The sequence below is a fragment of the Faecalibacterium prausnitzii genome, from assembly GCF_003287495.1.
Classification (GTDB): Bacteria; Bacillota; Clostridia; order Oscillospirales; family Ruminococcaceae; genus Faecalibacterium; species Faecalibacterium prausnitzii_I.
The window spans coordinates 451,612-474,222 of record NZ_PRLE01000002.1; the positions used below are offsets into that span (position 1 = coordinate 451,612).

21 protein-coding genes are annotated in these 22,611 nt (G+C 41.3%); 20 read left to right on the forward strand and 1 reads right to left on the reverse strand.

The window, feature by feature from the left end; genetic code table 11:
• Positions 1-63: 63 nt before the first annotated feature.
• On the reverse strand, positions 64-1,179 hold the full coding sequence (locus C4N22_RS05555) for a tyrosine-type recombinase/integrase (protein WP_022256815.1): 1,116 nt from the start codon (positions 1,177-1,179) through the stop codon (positions 64-66).
• A 278-nt stretch (positions 1,180-1,457) separates the two neighbouring features.
• Between C4N22_RS05555 and C4N22_RS05560 the strand changes: the two genes are divergently transcribed.
• From C4N22_RS05560 to C4N22_RS05650, 20 genes are all read left to right on the forward strand, one after another.
• Positions 1,458-3,818 carry a Helicase associated domain protein gene (locus C4N22_RS05560; RefSeq protein ID WP_242980957.1) on the forward strand — a complete coding sequence of 787 codons (2,361 nt, stop codon included), beginning with the start codon at positions 1,458-1,460 and terminating at the stop codon, positions 3,816-3,818.
• Positions 3,819-4,136: 318 nt separating this feature from the next.
• Positions 4,137-5,384 (forward strand): nucleotide sugar dehydrogenase, encoded by a 1,248-nt coding sequence (locus C4N22_RS05565; protein WP_112148273.1) that lies wholly within the window; start codon positions 4,137-4,139, stop codon positions 5,382-5,384.
• Positions 5,385-5,413: 29 nt separating this feature from the next.
• Positions 5,414-7,087 (forward strand): phospho-sugar mutase, encoded by a 1,674-nt coding sequence (locus tag C4N22_RS05570; protein WP_112148274.1) that lies wholly within the window; start codon positions 5,414-5,416, stop codon positions 7,085-7,087.
• Positions 7,088-7,107: 20 nt separating this feature from the next.
• On the forward strand, positions 7,108-8,418 hold the full coding sequence (locus C4N22_RS05575; protein WP_112148275.1) for a sugar phosphate nucleotidyltransferase: 1,311 nt from the start codon (positions 7,108-7,110) through the stop codon (positions 8,416-8,418).
• A gap of 21 nt (positions 8,419-8,439) precedes the next feature.
• Entirely contained in the window at positions 8,440-9,405 is a 966-nt protein-coding gene (locus C4N22_RS05580; protein ID WP_112148276.1) for a type I phosphomannose isomerase catalytic subunit, read from the forward strand.
• A gap of 24 nt (positions 9,406-9,429) precedes the next feature.
• On the forward strand, positions 9,430-10,170 hold the full coding sequence (locus tag C4N22_RS05585; RefSeq protein WP_112148277.1) for a WecB/TagA/CpsF family glycosyltransferase: 741 nt from the start codon (positions 9,430-9,432) through the stop codon (positions 10,168-10,170).
• An 8-nt stretch (positions 10,171-10,178) separates the two neighbouring features.
• Positions 10,179-11,273, forward strand: a complete 1,095-nt coding sequence (locus C4N22_RS05590) for a glycosyltransferase (RefSeq protein WP_112148278.1) — start codon at positions 10,179-10,181, stop codon at positions 11,271-11,273.
• A gap of 12 nt (positions 11,274-11,285) precedes the next feature.
• Positions 11,286-12,401, forward strand: a complete 1,116-nt coding sequence (locus C4N22_RS05595; RefSeq protein WP_112148279.1) for a glycosyltransferase family 4 protein — start codon at positions 11,286-11,288, stop codon at positions 12,399-12,401.
• Between the two features lie 15 nt (positions 12,402-12,416).
• Entirely contained in the window at positions 12,417-12,947 is a 531-nt protein-coding gene (locus C4N22_RS05600) for a glycosyltransferase (protein ID WP_112148280.1), read from the forward strand.
• Complete coding sequence (locus C4N22_RS05605) at positions 12,913-13,530, forward strand: glycosyltransferase family 4 protein (RefSeq protein WP_112148281.1); 618 nt, start codon at positions 12,913-12,915, stop codon at positions 13,528-13,530. Before C4N22_RS05600 ends, C4N22_RS05605 begins: the two co-directional genes overlap by 35 nt.
• Positions 13,531-13,573: 43 nt before the next feature.
• A complete protein-coding gene (locus C4N22_RS05610; RefSeq protein WP_181567174.1) occupies positions 13,574-14,644 on the forward strand; it encodes a glycosyltransferase family 4 protein in 1,071 nt (356 codons plus the stop codon).
• 18 nt (positions 14,645-14,662) lie between these two features.
• Complete coding sequence (locus tag C4N22_RS05615) at positions 14,663-15,871, forward strand: glycosyltransferase family 4 protein (RefSeq protein WP_112148283.1); 1,209 nt, start codon at positions 14,663-14,665, stop codon at positions 15,869-15,871.
• Positions 15,872-15,886: 15 nt separating this feature from the next.
• Positions 15,887-17,041, forward strand: coding sequence for an O-antigen ligase family protein (locus C4N22_RS05620; protein ID WP_112148284.1), 1,155 nt, complete (start codon positions 15,887-15,889; stop codon positions 17,039-17,041).
• Between the two features lie 88 nt (positions 17,042-17,129).
• Complete coding sequence (locus C4N22_RS13230; RefSeq protein WP_112148285.1) at positions 17,130-17,420, forward strand: glycosyltransferase family 32 protein; 291 nt, start codon at positions 17,130-17,132, stop codon at positions 17,418-17,420.
• A complete protein-coding gene (locus C4N22_RS05630) occupies positions 17,417-17,941 on the forward strand; it encodes a hypothetical protein (RefSeq protein ID WP_146746511.1) in 525 nt (174 codons plus the stop codon). The genes C4N22_RS13230 and C4N22_RS05630 overlap by 4 nt, the downstream gene beginning before the upstream one ends.
• A gap of 35 nt (positions 17,942-17,976) precedes the next feature.
• Complete coding sequence (locus tag C4N22_RS05635) at positions 17,977-18,882, forward strand: glycosyltransferase (protein ID WP_112148287.1); 906 nt, start codon at positions 17,977-17,979, stop codon at positions 18,880-18,882.
• A gap of 74 nt (positions 18,883-18,956) precedes the next feature.
• Positions 18,957-20,441 (forward strand): lipopolysaccharide biosynthesis protein, encoded by a 1,485-nt coding sequence (locus C4N22_RS05640; protein ID WP_207657322.1) that lies wholly within the window; start codon positions 18,957-18,959, stop codon positions 20,439-20,441.
• 6 nt (positions 20,442-20,447) lie between these two features.
• Positions 20,448-21,437 carry an acyltransferase family protein gene (locus C4N22_RS05645; RefSeq protein ID WP_112148289.1) on the forward strand — a complete coding sequence of 330 codons (990 nt, stop codon included), beginning with the start codon at positions 20,448-20,450 and terminating at the stop codon, positions 21,435-21,437.
• A gap of 64 nt (positions 21,438-21,501) precedes the next feature.
• Complete coding sequence (locus tag C4N22_RS12730) at positions 21,502-21,768, forward strand: glycosyltransferase family 4 protein (protein WP_146746512.1); 267 nt, start codon at positions 21,502-21,504, stop codon at positions 21,766-21,768.
• Between the two features lie 59 nt (positions 21,769-21,827).
• Positions 21,828-22,598: a glycosyltransferase family 4 protein gene (locus tag C4N22_RS05650; protein WP_112148290.1), complete on the forward strand. Its 771-nt coding sequence runs from the start codon at positions 21,828-21,830 to the stop codon at positions 22,596-22,598.
• Positions 22,599-22,611: the final 13 nt, after the last annotated feature.

Consider the following 22,611-nt stretch of genomic DNA (forward strand, 5'->3'; position numbering starts at 1 on the left):
AATACTGCCAAGATACAGTGATATCCCGCTGATTTTTGATTGGCCTGACTGCGGATGGACGCTCTATCTTCTGGAAAAGATGCGTTGAATCTCCCGCCGTTTTCGTGATAAATCAGAATGCACATACCGCTGCAGGGTGATATTGGCATTTGCGTGACCTAATAGCTCACTGAGAGTCTTGATGTCACATCCCGACTGCAGACAGGTAGTGGCAAAAGTATGACGGAGAACATGAGGGCGTACCTGATGTACTGCCGCCTGTTTCAGATAGGTTTTGATACTCTTCCGATAACAGCGCGGCTCTACAGGTTTAATCGTGTTGCCTGATAAGAACCACGCATCCGATGGGTAACTTTTTTGAAGAATCTTGAGTGCCTGGACCATGTGCTTTGAGAGTGGAATCTCCCGTCGGGATGTACGAGTTTTGGGTGTCTGGATCACAATTTTGGTATGTCCGTCACCACAGGGAATTCGGCTTACCGCCCGTTTGATTTGCACTGTTCCGGTTTTCAGATCAAAATCGTCCCACTTCAGTCCACAGACCTCTCCAATTCGCAAACCGGATTCTATGCCAAGTAGCAAGCCGAGCTTTCGGGGCGTCGGATTGGATAAAACATAGGTGCGAAGCCGATTTTGCTCTACTACAGAGAGCGGTGTCATTGAATGGCTCTTCTCTTGCGGCAGACGGACAGATAACTCCATCGGTCGAATCAGCCTTAGATGCACAGCGTACTTACAAATACGACGTACCATAGATAGGCATTCTCTGGCAGAGGAGAAGCCAAGTTCCTTGTGCTGTCCATCAGGTGGCGCGATTATTTTCTGCAGGGCCTGTTCCAAAATATTTTCTTCCAGTCTTGAGATTGGCACTGTGCCCAAGATGGGGAGAACGTATTTGTACAGTGTGTACTGATAATGGGCACAAGTGGATTCTTTCAGCCCACATTTGACAGACTGCAGCCAAGCCTCGGCAAGCTCTGTGAAAGTCAAGTGGGCATCTATGAGTTGAAATCCCCCATACTCTGACTTCTTATGAATGAGCCGCTGTTTGACCTCCGCGTATGTTGTGCCATAGATATAGCCCCAGCAAATTCTTCTGTCTGGCGTGCGTGCCTTGATGTACCGTCCTTCCCACCGACCATCCTTCCGTTTGTGGATGTTTTCGCCACGCCTTGCCATTGCAAACCCTCCTGTACTCGACTCCCAACTGACCACTTATTCGATAAGATATTTCTTTCACAAATGATTTTGGGATAAAATAGCCAATTTTAAGAGAAAGTATTAGTTTAAACGATGTTTTTTTGTCAGACTTACAGCTTTACTTTGCCTGTATCTATTGCAACTTCTATACTCTCATGATAAAATATAAGGCGATTTAATACAATTACGTCGAAATGCAGGTATCCTCCATTATTACTATGGAAGATACCCCGGAGTTGCGGCTGGGGGTGAGATGCGTGCTGTTGCAGCTGTTTGAACATAATGAGAATGCCTACCGTTCAGCAGTGCAGATGATGGAGGAGTGCGGCAAAGCGGCCATTGTGCATCCTACTGGAACAGGCAAGAGCTATATTGCGTTCAAGCTCATCGAGGAGCATCCTGCTGATACCATTTTCTGGCTGTCACCCAGCGAGTATATCTTTAAGACTCAGATTGAAAATCTGAAGCGGCAAGCCCCGGACATTTCGCTGGCAAATGTGCACTTCTACACCTATGCCAAGCTGATGTGCTGCGCAACCGAAGAACTAGAAGCTATTGCAGGGCTGAATCCGACCTATATCATCCTGGATGAATTTCACCGTGTGGGTGCCGAGTGCTGGGGTGCAAGCACACTGGAACTGCTGAAGCTCTGCCCTGACGCGAAAATACTGGGTCTGAGTGCTACCAATATCCGCTACCTTGATAACAACCGTGATATGGCAGAGGAACTGTTTGACGGCCACATTGCATCGGAAATGACCCTGGGCGAAGCTATTGTCCGGGGGATTTTGCCTGCCCCGAAATATGTAACGACCGTTTATCAGTATCAGAAAGAGCTGACAAGATATCAGAACAGAATTGATAATCTGCGCTCTGCCGGAATTCAGGATGTGAACCAAAAGTACCTGGATGCACTTCGCCGAGCATTGGAAAAAGCAGATGGACTTGACAAAGTTTTTGCTCATCATATCACAAACAGGAGCGGAAAGTACATCGTGTTCTGCGCCAATAAGGAGCACATGGATGAGATGGTGTCCCATGTGCCGGAGTGGTTCACCGGGGTCAATCCGGATGTGGCAGTGTACGAAGCTTATTCAGACGATCCCGGCACAGATCAGGCGTTCGCAGATTTCAAGGTAGACCCAAGCAAACGTTTAAAGCTGCTGTTCTGCATTGATATGCTCAACGAGGGCGTCCATGTGGAGGGCATTTCGGGCGTGATCCTGTTCCGACCTACGATTTCGCCCATCATCTATAAGCAGCAGATCGGCCGAGCATTAACAGCGGGAGACAGCAAGACACCACTGATTCTGGATGTGGTGAACAATTTTGAGGGTCTGAGCAGCATCTCGGGAATTCAGTCAGAACTCAACGAAGCGGTTCATCGACTGTTTGCCAATGGCGAGGGCAGCAAGATTGTGACCGAACATTTTGAGGTCATCGAGCAGGTGCAGGACTGCCGGGTGCTGTTTGAGCGGCTGCAGGCCAGCTTGTCATCCACTTGGGATCACTATTTTTCCGAGGCCAGCATTTACTACGCTGAGCATGGAAATCTGCGGGTACCTGTGGAGTACAGTACTCTGGCGGGTTTGAACCTTGGCTCCTGGGTGCAGCTGCAGCGGCTGATCCGGAATGGAAAACGTAGTGGCAATCTGACCGAAGCGCAAATCCAGCGATTGGACAGCCTCGGAATGATTTGGGATGACCGTGCAGAATTTGCGTGGAAACGTGGATTAGAACACGCTAAGGCGTATTTTGAAGAGCACGGGAATTTGTTGGTACCCGCAAAGTACAAAGCGAAAGATGATTTTGCGCTGGGGCATTGGATCATGACAAAGCGGAAAGATTGTTCCAATGGCCGGATGACCGAAGAAGAAATTCGCCAGCTGGATGCTCTTGGAATGGCGTGGAATGCAGTCAGTGCCAAGTGGGAGCGCGGTTATGCAGAAGCAGCGGTCTACTATGAGCAATATGCTGATCTGGAAGTTCCGACGAAATATATTACCGAGAGTGGCTTGAAGCTGGGCGCGTGGATCTCCTATCAGAAAGATGCTTACCAGAAAGGGTTGCTGAGTACAGAACAGATCCGCCGGTTGGAGCAGATCGGCATGAACTGGGGCGAACGGAATTACCGCCGTTGGATGGAGCAATATCATGCGGCAGAACGCTATTACCATGAGCACGGCAATTTGGATGTTCCGACTGGCTATGTAACAGAGGAGGGTCTCCAACTAGGTAGATGGATGGCGACTCTGCGCCATGTCCGGCGGGAAAATAGCGATGTCCGCACAAAACTGACTCCGGAACGCATTGCAATGCTGGATACCATCGGGATGCAGTGGGTAAAGCCGATTGCAAAAGCGAAAACGGTTCGATTGTCCCGGGAAGAGCAGTGGGAGGCTCGCTTGGAATGCGTGAAAGCATATCAAAAAAAGTATGGCGATTTGAACATTCCAGCGAAGTATAAAACGAATGAGGGCTTCTGGCTGGGCAGATGGTGGTATCTGCAGAAAAAACTGCTGCGGGAGGAACCGGGAAAGCTGAAGCCGGAACAGGTTGAGAAATTGAAAGAAGTGCTGGAAGGGGAGCGGAAGAAAGCTTTGCCGGAGAGTGCATGAGAGAAAAAAGAGGAATAACGCGGCTGTCATAGTAGGGACAAGGGTACGGCAGAGAATGAAAGGCTCCGCAACCCGAAGTTCATATTTTCTTACCCGAAGAATGAACGACTGATCTTTCTGAGCGGCAGAAATGCCGCACAGGAAGAAATCTCGACCATGAGGGCGGGGTGACAGTCAGCGGACAGGTGTATGAGCCTATCCGCTCTTTGTGTTGGCTGGAATAAAAATTAGCAAGTTGGAACATCAGGTTGATGTGTGAATAGATGAAAATTTCCTTTTCAATGAGTGTCTTTGAAAAGGACAGGAGGAGTAAAAACGATGAGAAATTATAAAATCGCTGTTGCGGGTACAGGCTACGTTGGTTTGTCAATTGCTACATTGCTTTCGCAGCACCATCAGGTGACGGCTGTGGATATTATCCCGGAGAAGGTGGACTTGATCAATGACCGCAAGTCTCCGATTCAGGATGACTATATCGAAAAATATCTGGCTGAGAAAGACCTGAACCTGACCGCAACACTGGATGCAAAGGCTGCATACTCCGATGCGGACTTTGTTGTAATCGCCGCACCTACCAACTACGATAGCCACACTCAACATTTTGACACATCTGCGGTTGAGGCTGTGATTAAGCTGGTCATGGAGTATAACCCTGAAGCGATTATGGTCATCAAGTCCACTATCCCTGTGGGCTACACCGCAAGTGTAAGAGAAAAGTTCAACAGCAAGAACATCATCTTCAGCCCGGAGTTCCTGCGCGAGTCTAAGGCTCTGTATGACAATCTGTATCCGAGCCGTATCATTGTTGGCACTGATCTGAACGATGAGCGTCTGGTCGAGGCAGCTCACGAGTTTGCTGGTCTGCTTCAGGAAGGTGCAATTAAAGAAAACATCGACACTCTGTTCATGGGCTTCACCGAGGCAGAAGCAGTTAAACTGTTCGCCAATACATATCTGGCTCTGCGTGTTGCTTACTTCAATGAATTGGACACTTATGCAGAGAGCAAGGGGTTGAACACCCAGCAGATTATCAACGGTGTCTGCCTTGATCCTCGTATTGGCAGCCACTACAACAACCCGTCCTTCGGTTACGGAGGCTACTGCCTGCCCAAGGACACGAAACAGCTGCTGGCTAACTATGCAGATGTGCCAGAGAACCTGATCGAGGCTATTGTCGAGAGTAACAGAACTCGTAAAGACTTCATCGCTGACCGTGTCCTAAAGCTGGCTGGTTATTATGGTTATGACGAGGATAACGAGTACGACAAGGAACAGGAAAAATCTGTGACCATCGGTGTGTACCGCCTGACCATGAAGAGCAACAGCGATAACTTCCGCCAGAGTTCTATTCAGGGCGTTATGAAGCGCATCAAGGCCAAGGGCGCAACGGTAATCATTTACGAGCCGACTTTGAAAGACGGAGAGACTTTCTTTGGATCAGTAGTGGTTAATGATCTGGCTAAGTTCAAGGAAATGAGCCACGCCATCATCGCAAACCGCTATGACAAGTGTCTGGATGATGTGAAAGAAAAAGTTTATACGAGAGATATTTTCCAGCGTGACTAAAAAGATGCACAGAAGATGAGGAGATTATTATGGATATTAAAAAAAAATACGAGCGATGGCTGGTGAATGCAACTGCGGATGCTGATGTCGCCGCTGAACTGAAAACGCTGGATGATACAAAAATTGAGGATGCTTTTTATCGTGATCTTGCCTTTGGAACTGGCGGACTGCGCGGTGTGCTCGGCGCAGGCACGAACCGTATGAACATCTATACTGTGGCAAAGGCTTCTCAGGGTCTGGCCGATTATCTGAAAAAGAACTTTGCAGAGCCGTCTGTGACCATCGGTTATGACAGCCGCATCAAGAGCGATGTATTTGCAAAAGTCGCCGCAGGCGTGTTTGCAGCGAATGGCGTTAAGGTCAATATTTGGCCTGTCCTGATGCCGGTTCCGACCGTGTCCTTTGCGACCCGTTATCTGCACACCTCTGCCGGTGTCATGGTGACGGCTTCTCACAACCCCAGCAAGTATAACGGCTACAAGGTCTATGGTGCTGACGGCTGCCAGATTACCACTGAGGCCGCTGCAGAAATCCTTGCCGAGATCGAGAAGCTGGACATTTTTGCCGACGTCAAGAACAGCGACTTTGAAACAGGAATGGCAAGCGGCAACATCCAGTACATTCCGGACGAGGTCTATACGGCTTTCGTGGAGCAGGTCAAGAGCCAGTCTGTTCTCTTTGGCGAAGAAGTCAACAAGAACGTGGCCATCGTGTATAGTCCGCTGAACGGCACCGGCTTGAAACCTGTGACCCGTACCTTAAAAGAAATGGGTTACACCAATATCACTGTTGTCAAGGAGCAGGAGCAGCCGGATGGCAACTTCCCGACCTGCCCATATCCCAACCCGGAAATCAAGGAAGCTATGGCACTGGGCATGGAGTATGCCCAAAAGTGTAATGCTGACTTGCTGCTGGCGACTGATCCCGACTGTGACCGTGTGGGCATCGCCGTCAAGAACAAGGCAGGGGAGTACGAGCTGCTGACCGGTAATCAGACTGGCATGCTACTGCTGGACTACATTTGCAGTCAGCGTGTGAAGCACGGCAAGATGCCCGCAGACCCAGTCATGGTCAAGACCATTGTCACGATGGATATGGGTGAACAGATTGCGACTCATTATGGTCTGCGCACCATCAACGTGCTGACCGGCTTCAAGTTCATCGGTGAGCAGATCGGCAAACTGGAACAGTACGGCAAGGCGGACAGCTATGTGTTCGGTTTTGAAGAAAGCTATGGCTATCTGACCGGCTCCTACGTCCGCGATAAGGACGGTGTAGACGGTGCCTACATGATCTGTGAGATGTTCAGCTACTATGCTACTCAGGGCATCAGCCTGTTAGATAAGCTGGACGAACTGTACAAGACCTACGGCTACTGCTTGAACACGCTGCACAGCTATGAATTCGATGGTAGTGCCGGTTTTGCCAAGATGCAGAACATCATGCAGGCATTCCGCGGCGATATCAAGGAGTTTGGCGGAAAGAAGGTCGTCAAGCTGCTGGATTATGCACCAGGGCTGGACGGTCTGCCCAAGTCCGATGTGCTCAAATTTTTGCTGGAAGATAACTGTTCCATCGTGGTGCGTCCCTCCGGTACGGAGCCGAAACTCAAAACTTATATTTCAGTCAGTGCAGAAAACAAGGAAGCTGCTGAAGCTGTGGAAATAGAAATTCGTAAGAGTGCCGAAGAGTACTTGCATTAATGAATAGAGGAGAAAAAATTATGAATATTATTTTACTTTCCGGTGGTTCTGGTAAGCGTCTTTGGCCCCTTTCCAACGATGTACGTAGCAAGCAGTTTATCAAACTGTTCAAGAATAATGACGAGTATGAATCTATGGTTCAGCGTGTTTACCGTCAGATTACTACGGTAGATGCTGATGCAAAGATCACCATTGCGACTAGCAAATCACAGGCAAGTGCCATTAAAAACCAGTTGGGTGAAAAGGCTTCTATTTGTGTAGAGCCTTGCCGCCGTGATACGTTCCCTGCCATCGCACTGGCCGCGGCCTATCTCCACGATGAGCTGGGCGTTGATGAGAATGAAGCTGTTGTTGTCTGCCCGGTTGACCCTTATGTAGATAATACCTATTACGAAGCCGTTAAGACCCTACAAGAACTGGCGGAGCAGGGCGGTGCAAATTTGACTCTGATGGGTATTGAGCCGACCTATCCTAGTGAGAAGTACGGTTACATTATTCCTGAAAGCGGCGAAAACGTTAGCAAGGTTAAGGAATTCAAGGAAAAGCCGGATGTGGAAAACGCTAAGAAATATCTGGCTCAGAGTGCGCTGTGGAATGCAGGTATCTTTGCGTTCAAGCTGGGCTATTTGTTGGACAAAGCACACAGCATGATCGACTTTGAAGATTATCGTGATCTGTTCAATAAATATGATACCCTGACTAAGATTAGCTTTGACTATGCTGTGGTCGAGAAAGAGTCCAGCATTCAGGTTCTCCGTTACAGCGGTGACTGGAAGGATGTCGGTACTTGGAACATGATGGCAGAGGTCATGGCGGATAAGACCAAGGGTAAGGCCATTCTGGATGAAACTTGTGAGAATACTAATGTGGTGAATGAGCTGAATATCCCGATTCTCTGCATGGGTTGCAAGGATATGATTGTTGCCGCCAGTGGTGATGGTATCTTAATCGCTGATAAAGAACGCAGCGGTTATATGAAGCCTTATGTGGAAAAAATCGAAACAGAGGCAATGTATGCTGAGAAGTCTTGGGGTACTTATACAGTTATCGATGTTCAGCCTGGTTCTATGACAGTCAAGGTTTCCATGAGAGCTGGCGAGCATATGACTTACCATATGCATAACTACCGCGAGGAAGTATGGACTGTAGTTTCTGGTAAAGGTAAGGCAATCGTTGACGGCATGGAGCAGGTGCTCCGCACTGGCGATGTGATCACCATTGCGGCAGGTTGCAAGCATACAGTGGAGGCTATTACGGCACTGGATATGATTGAAGTACAGCTTGGAGAGGAAATCAGCGTCGCAGATAAGATTAAATTTCCGATGGAATAAAAAACAGTGGGAGACAGAGTAATGGAAATCATGAAATTGATTCCGACGGGTAAAGATTATTTGTGGGGTGGTACTCGACTTCGGGAAGAATATGGTAAAAAAATTGATTTAACACCATTAGCAGAAACTTGGGAGTGTTCGGTTCATCCGGACGGCCCAAGTTATGTGATAAATGGTACATATAAAGGAAAAACACTGGCTGAAGTGCTGAAAGAACATCCGGAATACATCGGTACAAAAGTTGAAAATGGTGAATTGCCTGTTCTTGTGAAATTCATCGATGCCAAGAAAGATCTCTCAGTACAAGTTCATCCTAACGATGAATATGCGAGAGAACATGAAGGCGACAACGGCAAGACCGAGATGTGGTATGTCATTGATGCTGACGAAGGAGCCAGCCTGATTTACGGCTTTCGGCATGAGGTGACAGAAAAGATCCTTCGGAAAGCAGTTGAGACCGGAACACTGGACAAGCACCTGCAAAAAGTTCTGGTTCATAAGGGAGATACCTACTTTGTTCCAGCAGGGACGGTACATGGTATCGGAAAGGGTATCTTGGTTGCTGAAATTCAGGAAAGCTCGAACGTGACCTACCGTGTTTATGACTATGACCGTGTGGATAAGAACGGCAAAAAACGTGAGTTGCATTTTGATAAAGCTGTGCAGGTCATGAACATGAAGGTTGCACCGGATGTGAGCCAGAAACCAAGAATGGTGAAGTACTATTCTGGCTGTTCTCGTGAATTGCTCTGCCGCTGTAAATATTTTGAAACAGAAAGAATACAAGTAACGAAAGGTTTTGCATTTTCTGTTATGGATGCATCTTTTCAGGTGTTAATGTGCCTGGATGGATATGGTGAAGTGCAGACGATGGATGCGGAACAGAAGCCGATGCGATTCAGCAAGGGTGAAACACTGTTTTTACCAGCTGGGTTGGGCAGGTGTCTTGTTGTTGGCGATGCAGAGCTGATTAAGGTCCGGTGCTAACAGGCTTGTAGTGAGGATGGATAAATGTCAAGAATGAAGTTTATGAATACAGAGGTTGATAACTTGACAATGCAGGAAACGCTGCAGGCTATTGATCGGCTGATTCAAGAGGATAGAAGTGCATATGTGGTAACACCGAATGTGGATCACATTGTACAGCTTGAAACAAGTAAAGAATTACAGGCGGTTTATGAGAATGCGTCATTGATTCTGACGGATGGTAAACCACTGTTGTGGATCGCTAAATGGTATGGAACACCGATTAAAGAGAAAATTTCAGGCTCGGATTTGTTCCCACTTTTGTGTGATATGGCTGCAAAAAAAGGATATAAAATGTTCTTTTTAGGTGCGGCAGAGGGCGTAGCAGCAAAAGCGGCGGAAAATCTTATGAATAGATTTAAGGGTCTACAGGTCGTTGGTACATACTCTCCTCCATTCGGTTTTGAAAAAAATCAGGATGAGATGAATAAAATTAAATCCATGATAAAAGAGGCTAGTCCGCACATTTTGATCGTAGGATTAGGTTGCCCGAAACAGGAAAAGTTTATGTACCATCATTGTAAAGAACTTGGAGTGCCGATTTCCTTTGGCCTTGGTGCCAGCTTCGATTTTGAGGCAGGAAATATTAAAAGAGCTCCTCGATGGATGTCCAATCATGGCTTGGAGTGGCTATTTAGGATTACGCAAGATCCCAAGCGGATGGCAAAACGTTACTTGGTGGATGATCGAAAAATTCTCGGACTAGCGATTAAGTATAGAAAATAGGTGGATAAATGAATTTAGTAACGATAATTACCCCCATTTATAATGGCGAAAAGTACTTGATCCGCTATTTTGAGCAGGTAAATGCGATTAGGTACAAAAATTTACAGATAATCGTTGTTAACGACGGAAGTAAAGATAAAACATCAGAAATAGTACAAAAATATGCAGAGGAAGATAGCCGAATAGAATTCATTGATAAAAAGGTGAATGAGGGTGTCAGCAGCGCAAGAAATGATGCCTTAAAAAGAGCAAAAGGGACGTTTTGTTTCTTTTTTGATTGTGATGATACTTTTGATGCACAAATCGTTGAAAAATGTGTAGCAAAAGTAAAATCTGATACAGACACCGTTTGCTATAATTATGCATCAGTGCGTAGAAATGGAAGCATAGCTGAACATGAGTTTTCCTATTTAAAGCATCAATATAATAAAAAAGAGATTCTGGAACAGATACTGCCAAGATCCTTTGGAACATCGATAACAGACTTAAAGGGATATCTTTCAGGAAAGCGTGGAATGCGCCAAGGAAAGGAACTAAACGGTCCATGGCGCATGATGTATTCGCTCGAGATAATCCGAAAAGAAAATATCTACTTCCGAAAAGATCTGCGTGTTGGTGAAGATACGATTTTCACTAACAAATATCTGGCAGTAGCGGATGTGATTTACACTATAGATGAGCCATTGTATTATCTTCACAACAATGACGGATCAGCGATAGAAACATATAATCTTGATGTCAATCGAATGATTTCGGGCAAATTGCAGCTTATTAAGGCGAAAGATGAGTTAAGTGATGAACTGCAACAGAAGGGTATGGATACATATGAGCTGTGGGGGGGAGAATATATACTTTCCTCCGTTCAAATTGGCTATGCTTTAGCGAAGGATAAAAAATTATCATTCGCTGAAAAATGTGAGGCCTTAAAAAGTTACCATTTGGATTCCTTGGTAAAAAATCAGTGGAATCGCCTTAGAGTAAAAGATATTATGGAAACAAAAAGCATTAAGGCAATTCCGGTTTTGCTATTAAAAATAAACTGGATAACCCTTACAGAGTTAATGCTTATCTTGTTTTGCAAAATGGGATTTAAAATCCGTTAAGAAAGGGCAGAGATGAAAGTATTAATAGATTTGACTTCTCTTGCAGATAACTTTTCTGGAATTGAGCGATTCGCGCTTAGTATTACGAAAGAACTGATTACAGATCAAAGCAGAAGTGATATTGAATTTATACTCGTTTTCAAAAATGAGGTGCATAAAGAATTTGCTGCGGAGCAGCATAATGTAAAAAAAATTATTGTGAGGGGAAAGAACAAACTGGTTTTTAATCAGTTGCAGTTACCATTAAAACTTGCAGCTATAAAAGCCAATTATTACTTTTTCCCGGCGTTTCCGGCACCATTTTTCTTCTTTAACCGGAATGCAATAAGTGCAATTCATGATGTGGGATGCTGGGATTGTCCAAGCAAGAATAGAAAATACATGACGCTCTATTTTAAGATCATGTATAGAAAAGCTGCGTTTGGGCATAAGAATGTCGTTACGGTGTCACAGTTCTCTAAAAATCGGATTTCAAAGATTTTGAAAAAAGAGCCTGACGAGATTGCAGTTATTTATGACGGTTTGTCGGACTGTTTTGCTGATTTCTGCTACGATAAAGAACAAGACATGAAAGCAAAAGGAGCTTATGGACTTCCTGAAAAGTATATTCTTTGCCTTTCAACATTAGAGCCGAGAAAGAATATGAGACTTTTGGTAGAGGCATTTAGTGAGTTGACTAAAGAAAAGAAAATTGATACCAATCTAGTTCTAGCCGGAAGAAAAGGTTGGCTAATGGATGATTTGCTTTCCAACTTGGATAAAGAAATTGTTGACCGGATTCATTTCACGGGCTTTGTGGATGATAACTTATTGCCATATGTGTATAGGAATGCACAGGTCTTCGTATTCCCATCGGTATATGAGGGATTCGGAGTGCCTCCAATTGAAGCAATGTCTATGGGGATTCCGGTGATCTCCTCAGATGCAGCTTCATTACCAGAGGTTTTGGGTAATGCGGCTTATTATTTTGAAAATCGTAATCTAAAAGATTTGAAGAAACAGATTGTAACCGTCATGAATCTTCCAAAGGAAAAGATGGAGCTGACGAAAAAGGCTGGGGTAGAACAAGCACAACTATTTAATTGGAAAAATGAAGCATTGAAGTTAAGAGACACGTTGTTTAGGTGATGTGGGAGTGATTAAATGCGAATTGGCATAGATGCAAGACCTTTGATTTCAGAGTCCCCTTCTGGAATTGGTATCTATCTGCTGGAGATACTACGAAATCTTGAAAGAAATGAAAATACTACATATATTCTCTATACGAACGAGCCAATCAGAAATCAAGATCCTGTGCTGACTGGATTCGAAAAACGTGTAGTTCATGGAAAAATTGGAACGTTCACCATATGCTTTGGTTTAGATAAAGCATTAAAAGCGGACAAAATAGATGAATTTTGGGGGACAGAGCATATGCTGCCCCTTTTTGCACATGGTGTAAAAAAGGTCTTAACCGTGCATGATTTGGCACTGTTGATTAATCCCAAATGGGGGAGCAGGAAAAATGCCATTATGCAAAATATTTTCTGCCGTCTTTCTTGTAAGCGGGCAGACAAGATAATTGCAGTTTCAGAAGCTACGAAAAAAGATGTTGTTTCATTATTATCAATTGACGCAAATAAAATTACGGCAATTCTAAATGGGGGGGTACAGCGAGTATATAACTCCCTCTGATGCGGAATGTGAAAAAATTAAGAAGAGATTTGAAATAGGAGCCGAACCATTCTTTGCGTATACAGGTAATATTGAGCCAAGAAAAAACATTGTTACGATTCTAAAGGCATTTGAAATAGCTTGTGATAAGTTGAATCGAAAAGTATCAATTGTTTTAGCTGGGAAATTGGGTTGGAGAACACAGCCTATTATAGAGGCGATAGAACAAAATAAATACAAAGATCGAATTTACCTACCAGGCTATATTTCAGAAAATGAAAAGAAATATCTAATGCACAATGCGTGTGCTTTTGTATTCCCATCTAACTATGAGGGATTTGGGATTCCGATAGTAGAAGCAATGTCTTGTGGCGGTGTAGTTATAACTGCAGATAATTCTTCGCTAAAAGAAGTTGGCGGAAGCACTGCCTTTTATGTGCAAAAAACAGATGAGGTGGTTCAATTGGCGGATAGAATGGTACAGTGCTTTAATCTGTCGGACGCCGAAAGAAAGAAGTTGGCGGCGGATGGGCAAAGCTGGGTAGCACAATTTAGTTGGGAGAAGTGTGCCCAAGAGACACAGGCGGTGTTAGAGCAAGGTTAAAAACAAATCTCTCCTTAATTACATGTTTAAGGAGAAATTATCGATGAAGAGAATTGTTTTTAACGGATGCTGGGTAGGAACAAATGTTGTTGGAGTTAGTAGATATGCTTATAACATAATAAAAGAGTTGGATAAATTGCTTGAGGGCGCTAAGGATAAGTATTATGTGGAGTTACTCGTTCCAGCTGATGCTGTTGAGTGTGATTTAGGCTTTAACAATATCACGATAGTGAAGAAAGGCCAATGTACTGGAAAAGTAAATAAAATCTTTTGGGAACAAGTGGTTTTTCCGCATTATGTAAAAGAAACTAAAGGGGTTGGCGTTGATTTAACGCTGAGCATTCCGGTGCATGGGATAAAATATATTGCTATCCATGATTGCATATATGAAAGTTTTCCGGAAAACTATAAAGGGCACGAACTTCATCGAGCACTATATATGTGGAAAGTAAAGAAGGTTACACGGCAAGAGAAGGTTCAAATAATAACGGTCAGTAATGAGTCTAAGAAGGAAATTGTTAAATATTATAATGTTGCACCTAACAGAATAACTGTAATTGGTAACGGTTGGGAGCACATGAAGGATATTACCTCAGATGAGCGAGTGTTTGAAAAATGTAAAATTGATGATAAGAAACCGTATTTCTTTGCACTGGGTTCAAAATATAAACATAAAAACCTGACATGGATTTTGAATGCTGCGAAAAAGAATCCTGAATACAATTTTGTTTTGACGGGGAATGATTCTTTTTCAAATGAGTCTGAGGAATTGAATCGGAAAAAAGTAGATAATGTTATATTTACCGGCTTTGTGTCTGACGGAGAAATGAAAGCATTAATGCTTAATTGTGAGGCCCTGATACAGCCGTCGTTTTATGAAGGGTTTGGAATTCCGCCGATAGAAGCTTTAAGCATGGGTAAAAAAGTAATTGTAGCAAAGGCAAGCTGTTTGCCAGAGATATATGAGGATTCAGCGATTTATATTGACCCTAATAATAGCGATGTAGATTTGAACCTGCTTATGAAAGAGCCGGTCGGAGATGCCAAGTACATTTTGGAAAAGCATTCATGGAAGAAATCAGCAAAGGAAATGCTCAAATTGATTGGCAGTTGAGTAAGGGAGGAATTCGCTTTGAGAGTATTGATTATAAATTCTTTCTATGCACCAGATATTCGTGGTGGAGCAGAATACAGTGTGAAAAAACTTGCAGAAGGGCTGCAGAGCAAAGGACATACAGTTCGTGTTCTATGCCTTGGAGATTTTAACACCGAAGAAATAATTGACGGCATCGAGGTTGTTCGTTTCAAGCCATCTTGTGCACATAAGGAAAAGAATATTCATGATGTGCCGCGGTGGCGAAGACTTTTAGGACATCTTTTGGAAATATGGAATACTGGAAACTCGAAGCGTTTGTCCCAAGAAATTGATCGGTTTGCGCCAGATGTAATTAATACGAACAATTTATATGGCATTACGCCCGTTGTGTGGAAAATTGCTAAACAGAAAAAAATTCGCTTGGTTCATACGATCCGTGATTACTACCTAATGTGCCCTCTTGTTGCGATGTCGTGCAAAAAGACAAATGGTGAAAAATGTGTACATCCGGGATATGGGTGCCAGCTGCATAGAAATTTGAACCGAGTGCATTCGAAATACGTTGATTGTGTAACGGCTCCCTCAGCATTGACGCTAAATGTATTGGTAAACGACGGCTTTTTCAAAAATAGTAAAAAAAAGGTTATCGCAAACGCAACAGATTTTGATATTGATGCGGTAAAAAAAATCTTATCGGTTCGGGTGGCCGAGGTTGACAAACGGCAAAGTGTTTCATTTGTATATCTTGGAACATTAAGCGAACAAAAAGGCATCCGCTGGATGATAGATTCGTTTGAGTCTATAGAAAATAAAACGTGTAAGCTGTATATCGCAGGAAAAGGTGATTTGCAGGACTATGTTATAGAAGAGACCCAAAAAGACAATCGAATTGAATTTGTTGGTTTCTTGAATGAACAGCAGGTTTCACAGCTTCTTCAAAGTGCGGATGTTTTGCTTTGCCCTTCATTGTGGGAAGAACCTTTTGGGCGCGTTGTGCTTGATGCCTATAAAAATGCAATGCCTGTGATTTGTAGCAATATGGGAGCATTACCAGAATTAGTCGAGGATGGAAAAACGGGTTTTGTTGTTGAAGCAAGGAATCTTGAACAATTCAAGGATCGAATGACGTATTACATCAATGATAAGAAGAGAATTGTCCAGCAGGCGGAGAATGGTGTTAATCAGTTTGAAAAATATACGATAGAACATCAGATAATTGAATTTGAAACGGTGTATAAGGACTAAAGAGAGGAGGATTAGATGTCATTTACAATAAAGAAGCCAACTATGAAGTTGCCAATATATTGGATTTTTATCCTTTTCTTATTACCGCCATTTCTTCTAAATAGATCGGATTTGTTCATTATATGTGATTTATGGCACCTAGCGCAGCTAGTAATGGTATGTATAATGGCATTTTACTATTTTGTGAATTATAGAGCCAGAAACACTATAGTAAATGCAGTTTTATGCTATTATATCGTGGCAATAATATCAAGTTATTTAAATGGGTATTCTATTAACACAATAAAATGGGATATTGCGAGTGATCTTGGTATTGTGTTGGTAATATATTTGCTATTCAATAAAAACAAAGAAAAAGCGCTGTATTATTTATCAAAAATTTTATGGTTGTATTTGCTTATTAATACATTGGTTATGCTCATATGGCCGAACGGTATTGCATCTGGACGTATCGGCCAGATAGTTTGGTTTTTAGGCGGAAAGAATAATATATTGCCATGGATTTTGATTGGCGGAGGATGCATAATACTCGATTCATATGAACGAAACAAGAAAGTAACCTTTATTACATATTTGAAATTAGCAATATGTAGTGTACAGGCTTTTTTATGTGATTCTTCCACAGCAGTGGTGGTTATGATTATTCTTTGGGGAATTTATGTGATTAATATTATAGTGCATAATCAAAAACTATTAAATTTCTTTATTGGTGGAAAACGCCTGTTTTTACTTGTTGCCCTTGGATTTGTTTTTGTTGTTTTTTTTACAACTAGGTCAAATGTTTTGCAAAAGTTCTCAGAATGGTTTGGAAAAGATGTAACCTTTAATGGCAGAACTGGCATATGGATAGTAGCATTAAATTATATAAAAGATAATCCTTTGTTTGGCGCTGGTCCGGTTCTTGTTTTTGACATGGGATGGAGTGTGTATATGACACATGCCCATTGTTTGTATCTTAATATATGTGCTCATAATGGAATCATTGGATTGAGTTGCTTAATATATATATTATGGAATGTATTAAAGAATGCAAAAAAAATACCACTTGTTGTTATATTTAGTCTGTTTTTATATTTAATAGGTTCCATTGTTGAGGTGTATTCATTGAGTACGTTGCTTTTGTTCTGCATGGTTCTTAATTGTCTTGAACAGAAAAATAGTAGAACGTAGAAATAATACAAAATTGAACATCGTTAAGGATTCCGGTGTAACTTTGATATAAAATATATTTTACATAAGAATTTTGAAAGGAAAAATAATGATACCTAAAACGATACATTACATTTGGTTGGGTGAAAATGAGCCAAATGAGCACGTAAAAAAATGTATGCAATCATGGTGCATTCTTCAAGATAGTGGTTGGAATATTAAGAAATGGGATGACCACAGTCTCCAACAGTTAAACATGCCTAAAGTTGTACTTGCTGCACTTGAGAAGAAAAAATATGCATTTGCGGCCGATTGGTTGAGGTTGTACGCCTTATACTTAGAGGGTGGAGTGTATCTTGACACGGATGTCGAAGTGCTTAAAAATTTGATGACCTGTTGACAGATGATACAGCCATGTTTTTAGGTTATATTTTTGACGCATCTTTGGGGACCGCGGTTATTGGCGCTGAACCAGGGAATCAGGTGATTGGTGCATTACTAAAGCAGTATGAAACGGCAGAATATCAATATAATCCTGAGACAAGAGATTTTAAAATAAAGTTTGAATTTATGCCGGAAATGTATATGGTCAACAATAACGATATGTTTACGGCATATTTTCTGAAAAATGTTAAAGGATTTGCATTGACTGGGAAAAAATGCCGATGCGGTGACGATGAAAAAATTCATATTTATCCTAAAGAGTATTTTGAAGGCTATTCAATGTGCCTTAAGAATAATTACTCAATACATCATTGCTTTGGAAGTTGGCGTTATTTTGAAAACGAGAATGAAAAACATGAGGAAAGTACACTTCGAAACTATTTAAAAAATATCTATTTTCTAAGGTGGGTGAAAGATAAATACATAAGGATGAAAAAGAAAAATCTTCCATTCCAAAATTATTTAACTAGAAGATAGTGGAATAAACATCAAAAAAGGAGCGCTTAATTATTATGAAAGCGATGCTAGATATTCTATCAAAAAAGATAGAAAACCGACTTCGTAGATATAGAGATTATTGCATAGAAGGAGAAAAATCATTACAAATAGAACAAGAGTTGATAAAAAAAGAGCCACAGTATAGGTTAAATACTGCACAGCGAGATCAAAAGATCATAGTATCATTAACTAGTTTTCCTGCGAGATTTGAAAAACTTCATCTCGTTATCAGAAGCCTGCTTGTTCAAACAATGCCGCCGGATGCAATTATATTATATCTGGATGATGATGTTGTTGTTGAGGAACTACCGGATTCCTTAAGAAAATTAGAAAAATACGGTCTACAAATAGAATGGCGTCCGGGGCGGATAAAGCCACATAAAAAGTATTATTACGCTATAAAAGAACATCCCGATGATATTGTTGTAACGGTGGATGATGATGTGATGTATCCAGCAGAGTTGATCGAAAGTTTATATAAAGCACATCAGAGATTCCCGGGTTGCGTCGTAGCGACACGAGCGCATAGAATATTATTTAGTAACCATAAGACGATTAGAAGCTATAATAATTGGCATTGGGCGGATGAACATCGTAATAAGCCATCGCTAGCACTTATGGCTACCGGAGTTGGTGGTGTTTTGTATCCACCATATTGCATGAGCGAAGAACTTTTGAATCAAGAATTGTTTTTGAAGTTGTCTCCCAATGCAGATGATTTGTGGCTGAAAGTTATGCAAATAAAAAAAGGAACAAAGGTTGTTTTGTGTGATAGTAAAGTGTCGCATATGAGAGCAGATATTCAAGGCACACAAGAACAATCTTTGAATTCAAGTAACGTGCATAAATGCGTTAATGATGAATATATGGAAAGAATGATTCAGTATTTTCATTTGACAGCAAATGATTTCGGTTGCTAAGACAAAAGGATAATCAACGGGGAAAAGGTTTAATGGATAATTCAAGAACAAAAAAATCAATAAGGAACACAATAGTGGCACTTGTTGAGCAGGGAATATATACTGTAATGTCTTTCTTGTGCAGAACAGTATTTATATACTCGCTAGGGAAAACTTATTTAGGATTTAGCGGCCTTTTCAGTGATATCTTAACGCTTCTATCGCTGGCAGAACTTGGTGTTGGTACGGCGATTCTGTATTCCATGTACAAACCAACAGCTAAAGGAGATCATAAACAAGTAGCGGCTTTGCTTAATCTCTACAAGAAAGTTTATAACACAATTGGCGTTATTATCACGATTGTTGGCTTTGCACTGACGCCGTTCTTGAAATATCTAATCTCGGATATTCCTGACATGCCGGAAATACCGGTGATTTATATTCTTTACTTATTAAATACAACGGCGAGCTACTTCTTTATTTATAAAAAGAGTATTCTGATTACAGATCAAAAAAGCTATGTTGCTTCGTTGACTTATATTTGTACGACTACATTACAGAATCTGCTTCAAATTGTGTTTTTGCTGACAACCCACAATTTTATCATTTATCTTTTGATTCAAATTGCGTGTACGCTCGCGAATAATATTATTATTTCCGTTTACGTTGATCGACACTATTCGTACTTAAAGCAGTATAAAGATGAACAGCTGTGTAAAAAGGACAAGCAAGTAATCTACAATAATGTTAAAGCGATGTTTGTCAGCAAGCTTAGTTCTGCAGTTGTTACGTCAACGGATAATCTTCTGATTTCAAAGTTTGTTAGTACGATTGTCCTGGGTTTGTATTCAAACTATACTCTGTTTACGACAATGTTTCGAACAATTCTTTCAAAGATTTTTGAGGCATTGACCGGAAGCGTTGGAAATCTTGTGGCACTTGAATCCAGCGATAGGGTATACAAGACTTTCAGAAAAATATGGTTTGTTAATTTCTGGCTGGTGTCTTTTTCCTGTGCGGCACTCTTTGCTCTTGTGAATCCATTTATAACTCTCTGGGTTGGAGAATCGTACTTGCTGGAAGAGAGAGTTGTGTTCATAGTTTGCTTGAACCTGTACATGCGACTCATCAGAAATACATTTTTGACATTTAATGATACATACGGAATGTTTAAACAGCTGAAACCGAAGTGCATTGCGGAAGCTATTATTAATCTGACGGTATCGCTACTTTTTGTTGGACCGATGAAGATGGGCATATATGGAGTCTTGCTTGGTACATTTGTAAGTAATATTACAACGAATTTTTGGTACGAGCCATATTTGCTCTTTAAGAAGTTTGGGGTTAGTCTGAGAAAGTATTTCCTGCTGTTCGGAGAATATATTCTATTGACAGCAATAAGTGCAGGCACGATGTTTTGGGTATGTAACTATGTGATTACTTTGAGTGGTTGGATTGGTTTTATTCTTAAAGTCGCAGTTACATGCATCTGCATTAACTTGTTCTATATTGTAGTGTTTGCAAGGACGGATGAGTTTAAGTATTTTTTGAAAATTGTCAAGGCCAAAATTAAAAGGTAAAGACAAATGGAAAAAGGTAACAGATCGCAATCAGTTGATATCGCAAAAGGAATTTTAATTATATTAGTGGTGATTGCGCATGCACAAGTTGACATGGTTCATGATATTATCTTTATGTTCCATATGCCACTTTTCTTTGTGATTTCTGGCTTTCTTATGAAACGAGAAACGCTGGTAAAGGTTGGGTATGTACGCGGAAAGATTAAGCATCTGATGATTCCATATATGACATATTTAGTGCTTGATATGCTGCTTGTACGAAAGACACTCTCTGTACACGATTGGATGTATGCTATTTGGGGTGGTCGAGCAGTAACAGGTGTTTACTGGTACATAACCTGTTTTATCTTCACTATTTTTATGCTCACTATTCTTTTGAGAAAATTTTCCAACAGAATAGTGAAAGGTTTAATTTTAGTGGGGGGGGGTATAGCGATTCTCGAATCGCACCTTCTGGATAGGGTTCATTTTCTGAAGTTTCCTGGTATTCCGTGGAATCTGGATGTTGCTTTGATGGCACTTGTCTATGTTGGAATTGGGTTCTTTTATAAGGATAAAATTAAAGAACTACTGGAATGTGATTCAAGGAGATTCGATTTATTGTCGGGGTTGATAGCGGTAGCTTTATCTCTATTCTGCTGGTTCATTTATAGAAACGAAAATCAACTTTATTATTTTGATATGAAACCAGTGTACTACAAAGAATTTATATCGGCATTATTGATTCCGTGTGCATTTGGAATGGTGCTCGCAAGGTTGGTTTATTGGATGCAAAAAAATAAATGGCTAGATAGCTTGAATCGTTTTTTTGTACTTTGTGGGCAAGCAACTATTCCAATCATGTTTATGCACATCCCACTGAATCACTGGGAAACTGAATTGGCCTATGGTCGTTGGATTTTTGTATTGATTGGAGCAGGTTTACCAATAGTATCAACCATTTTGTTTCACAGTAATAGAGTTATGAGGAAACTCTTTGGATTACCGAATTTGTGAAAAATTTCCTTGTGAACTAAAATGTTGCTGAACGATGCGGAAAAAGGTTGAGAGGAATAAAATAATGAAAGTAGCTTTTTTTATTGATGATATTACAAAAGATGGAGGGACTGAGAGATGCACAGCAGTTTTATCTAATTTGCTTGCTGGCAGGGGATTTGACGTTTCTATTCTATCAATAAATGCAAGTAAAAATAGAAGCAAATATGAGATAGATTCTAATGTGAATGTCAAAACGTTTAATTTGCAAAAAATTGAAAATGCTGTAAGTAGACGTATGAAAACATTCAAATACTTGGGACATGAAATTATAGGGGGGGGTACGACGTAATTGTTGTAGTAGATACCTATAAGTCTTTATGCTTTGTTCCGTTTGTGCCTTTGTTGAAGATGACAAAAACAAAACTGATTTCGTGGGAGCATTTCAACTATAATTTTGGCGATAAACATTCCCCACGATGGTGGGGAAGAAAAGTTGCGGCAAAAATAAGCGACGCTGTTGTAGTTCTATCGAAAGCTGATTATGATGTATGGAAAGCTGCTGTAAAACACAAAGAACGTCTGAAACAGATTTATAATTTTCCTTGTTTTGACTTGGAAAAGCCTCGATTTGATGTTGAGTGCAAAACTGTTTTAGCAGTTGGTAGACTTGAAGAACAAAAGGGATTCGATTATTTGCTTGATATATGGAAGCTTATAGAAAATGATAAAGATTTTAATGAATGGAAGCTTCAGGTAGTGGGAAGCGGCTCTCTTAAACAGCAATTACGCGATAAAGAAAATAATTTGGGACTGAAAAGAGTAAAATGGTTGCCTTTCACAGAGCATATTGAGGAGTGTTACAAAAACGCATCTATCTATGTGATGAGTAGTCGATTTGAAGGATTTGCGCTCGTTTTGCTCGAAGCAAAAGCCTTTGGTCTTCCTATAGTTAGTTTTGATATTAAAAATGGACCAAATGAAATTGTGCAGAATGGCGTGAATGGTTATATAGTACCACCTTTTGATATAAGTATGTTTGCTGAAAGTCTGAAAGTACTTATGAAAAACGATAAGCTGAGAGCACATTTTACAGAAGATTCTCAGAGAAATATGTACCAGTTTTCAAAAGATAAAATTGTTGCAAATTGGATTCAGTTGTTAGAAGAACTTACAGAGTAGGAAGAGACATACA

Bases quoted from the DNA above. Each gene is read 5' to 3' on its own strand.
- C4N22_RS05565 (WP_112148273.1), top strand. From the start codon at position 4,137: ATGAGAAATTATAAAATCGCTGTTGCGGGTACAGGCTACGTTGGTTTG.
- C4N22_RS12730 (WP_146746512.1), top strand. From the start codon at position 21,502: ATGAAAGTAGCTTTTTTTATTGATGATATTACAAAAGATGGAGGGACT.
- C4N22_RS05650 (WP_112148290.1), top strand. From the start codon at position 21,828: ATGACAAAAACAAAACTGATTTCGTGGGAGCATTTCAACTATAATTTT.
- C4N22_RS05620 (WP_112148284.1), top strand. From the start codon at position 15,887: ATGTCATTTACAATAAAGAAGCCAACTATGAAGTTGCCAATATATTGG.
- C4N22_RS05635 (WP_112148287.1), top strand. From the start codon at position 17,977: ATGAAAGCGATGCTAGATATTCTATCAAAAAAGATAGAAAACCGACTT.
- C4N22_RS05570 (WP_112148274.1), top strand. From the start codon at position 5,414: ATGGATATTAAAAAAAAATACGAGCGATGGCTGGTGAATGCAACTGCG.
- C4N22_RS05610 (WP_181567174.1), top strand. From the start codon at position 13,574: ATGAAGAGAATTGTTTTTAACGGATGCTGGGTAGGAACAAATGTTGTT.
- C4N22_RS05600 (WP_112148280.1), top strand. From the start codon at position 12,417: ATGCGAATTGGCATAGATGCAAGACCTTTGATTTCAGAGTCCCCTTCT.
- C4N22_RS05580 (WP_112148276.1), top strand. From the start codon at position 8,440: ATGGAAATCATGAAATTGATTCCGACGGGTAAAGATTATTTGTGGGGT.
- C4N22_RS05555 (WP_022256815.1), bottom strand. From the start codon at position 1,179: ATGGCAAGGCGTGGCGAAAACATCCACAAACGGAAGGATGGTCGGTGG.
- C4N22_RS13230 (WP_112148285.1), top strand. From the start codon at position 17,130: ATGATACCTAAAACGATACATTACATTTGGTTGGGTGAAAATGAGCCA.
- C4N22_RS05575 (WP_112148275.1), top strand. From the start codon at position 7,108: ATGAATATTATTTTACTTTCCGGTGGTTCTGGTAAGCGTCTTTGGCCC.
- C4N22_RS05595 (WP_112148279.1), top strand. From the start codon at position 11,286: ATGAAAGTATTAATAGATTTGACTTCTCTTGCAGATAACTTTTCTGGA.
- C4N22_RS05590 (WP_112148278.1), top strand. From the start codon at position 10,179: ATGAATTTAGTAACGATAATTACCCCCATTTATAATGGCGAAAAGTAC.
- C4N22_RS05605 (WP_112148281.1), top strand. From the start codon at position 12,913: ATGGGGGGGTACAGCGAGTATATAACTCCCTCTGATGCGGAATGTGAA.
- C4N22_RS05585 (WP_112148277.1), top strand. From the start codon at position 9,430: ATGTCAAGAATGAAGTTTATGAATACAGAGGTTGATAACTTGACAATG.
- C4N22_RS05645 (WP_112148289.1), top strand. From the start codon at position 20,448: ATGGAAAAAGGTAACAGATCGCAATCAGTTGATATCGCAAAAGGAATT.